We start from the raw sequence: 2728 nt of genomic DNA on the forward strand, positions 1-2728 counted from the left end.
ATGAAAAAATTTCATTTCGATTTCGTATCTTTATTTGATAGAGGAGTTTTGCTAATATCTGCTGTTTTTCACCCCATTAGAATAGTTGATTGATTTCACCAATTTATAGGGCTTAAACGCATAGAGTATGTGAGCTTTTTTGATTCGCATTTATCGTTGATTTCTATATGAGAGTAAGGATTATTGTGTCGTGAGTTAAGTTAAATTGAATGGAAAAAGCCACACCAAGTGTTGAACTCTTCAACCAACTGCCAATACCATCTTTGATTTTTGAACTGGAAACGCTGAGGATTCTCGAAGTGAATACAGCGGCTGTATCACTTTATGGGTTTTCTTTGGAAGAGTTTTCTTACCTCACTCTGAAAGATTTGATCTCAAATCTAGAGCTGAATAAATTTTTAATTCTCAGCGGGGGTGTTCAAATTAATGAAGAAATTCATCCTCTGAGGCTTTTTACCAACCAATCAAAAGCAGGTCAAATTATTCCTGTTGACGCGAGGGGGAGAAAGTTGGAATATAATGGTCAGCCTTGTATCCTTTTAATGCTAAACGAAACAAAGATTGCTGATTCAGAAAATCAATCGGATTCTAGGCTGCGGGATAAATACAATCCATCTGATAATTCTGTTTTAGAAAATCATTTTGAAAGCGGTTTCACGGAAAGTTTTATTCAAAAAAATGAAAAGGATCAAATAGCTCTATTGAAAAGCGTCATTTCCCATTCCAATGAAGCGATTCTTATAATGAATTCAGGATCCTTTGAGGAATCGGAACCAAGGATCAATTATGCGAATGAGGCTTTCAGCTTAATTACGGGATATGAAACTTCAGAGGCGATAGGCCAAACGCTTGGATTACTTTTTGGGTCTAAATTAAACTTGGAGGAGAGCTCTAGGCTTCATCAAGCTTTCGAAAATTGGCAACCCTGTGAAATGGTTTTTTCAATTGATACTAAAAAGGGTGAGAAATTATTAATCAACTGCCGTCTAATACCTCTAGAAAATCAAGGGGGGACTTTTTCTCATTGGCTCGCTTTCTTAAATGAGGTCACTGACACTAGTTTGGTGGAAGAAAAATTAATTCAAGCCAAAGAAATTGCCGAGGAAAATGATCGGAGAATGAATGAGGCTCAAAAGCTCGCTCACTTGGGAAGTTGGTATTATGATTTTATCAATCAGGTGTCTCAATGGTCAGAAGAGACCTATAGGATATGGGGTTTAGACCCCAGTATAGAGGTTGTTAATTTTATAGATCATGAGAAATTGGTTCACCCTGAGGATTGGGAGCGTTTCAATGCGGTTATTAATAATGCCATAGAGAAGGGAATACCCTATAAAATGGAGTTGAAACTACTTCGTCCTGACGGATCTTATAAAACGGTCAATACCATTGGTGCTCCAGTATTCAGTGAGGATAAAAAGTTGATTGCCTTCAGAGGTACAACCCAAGATATTTCGGATCGAATTCTCATTGAAAAGGAATTAAAAGAGGCCAAAGAGAGAGCAGAAAGAAGTCAATATGCTATGGCTCAAGCAAGTATTTTGGCTAAAATCGGTTATTGGGACCATGATTTTGAAACAAATACATTGTCTTGCTCTGATTATATTTTTCAACTATTCGGAATAACTACAAGAGATGAAGCTTTAAGTTATGAGGAGGCCAAGAGTTACTTTCATAAACAGTCTCAAGAAAAAATTAGTAAAGCTACCAAAGAACTCATTGAAAATGGGACTTCCTATGATTTGGAATTAAAGGTGATTAACTCCCGAAATGAAGAAATATTTGTCAGAAAAGTAATACAGCCGGTTTATAATGAAAAAGATGAAATTATAGGAGAAAGGGGAGTATTACAGGATATCACTGAGGGGAAATATCTTCAAGAGCTAAATCGCGAAGTGGCCAGAATGGTCAAAATTGGTAGCTGGAGTGTGGATATGGTAGATCAAAAAGTTTTTTGGTCCGAACAGATTCATCAATTGCATGAAACCAATCCCAAAATCTATGTCCCTACTTTAGAAGAAGGGATTAATTTTTATAGAGAGGATTTTCGAGAAATGGTCCGGTCTGCTGTGGAAAATACCATTAAAACAGGAGAAGAATGGGATTTTGAAGCCGTAATTATTACAGCCAAAAAGAGGGAAGTTTGGATTCGATCTTTAGGACATGCAGAATTTGAGGAGGGTAGGTGTATCCGATTATATGGAGGTTTGCAGGATATTAATGCCAGAAAAAAGGCAGAAGAAGAAAAAAGCAGATTTCAGGAAACGTTGGAGAACAGCTTGAATGAAATTTACATGTTCAATGCCGATTCGCTGAAGTTTAGCTACGTGAATAAAGGTGCCATGATGAATCTTGGCTACTCTTCTAAAGAGATTCTAAATCTAACTCCAATTGATATTAAACCGGAGTTTTCGGATGACTCATTTAGGGAGTTTGTTAATCCTTTAATTGAGAAAAAAACAGATAAGCTTGTGTTTTTTACTTTTCACAAAAGAAAAGATGCTAGTCTTTATCCGGTAGAGGTACATTTGAAATTAGTAGAAGAGGCCAACTACAGGAATTTTATAGCTATCATTTTAGATATTACTGAACGTAGAAAAGCAGAAGAGGATTTACTTTCTGCATCAGAGCGATTACGCCTAGCTACTTCCTCAGCAAAAATGGGAATTTGGGATTGGGATGTTCTCAATGATAGATTGATATGGGATGATAGGATGTATGAATTGTA

At 36.5% G+C, this 2728-nt stretch carries 1 protein-coding gene; it reads left to right on the plus strand.

Annotation, left to right across the window (positions count from 1 at the left end; genetic code table 11):
• Window positions 1-209 precede the first annotated feature (209 nt).
• Window positions 210-2728 (plus strand): PAS domain-containing protein (locus BLQ57_RS20655; RefSeq protein ID WP_139162856.1); only part of this gene is annotated, 2519 nt, incomplete at its 3' end.

The sequence above is a fragment of the Algoriphagus faecimaris genome, assembly GCF_900101705.1.
Lineage (GTDB): Bacteria > Bacteroidota > Bacteroidia > Cytophagales > Cyclobacteriaceae > Algoriphagus > Algoriphagus faecimaris.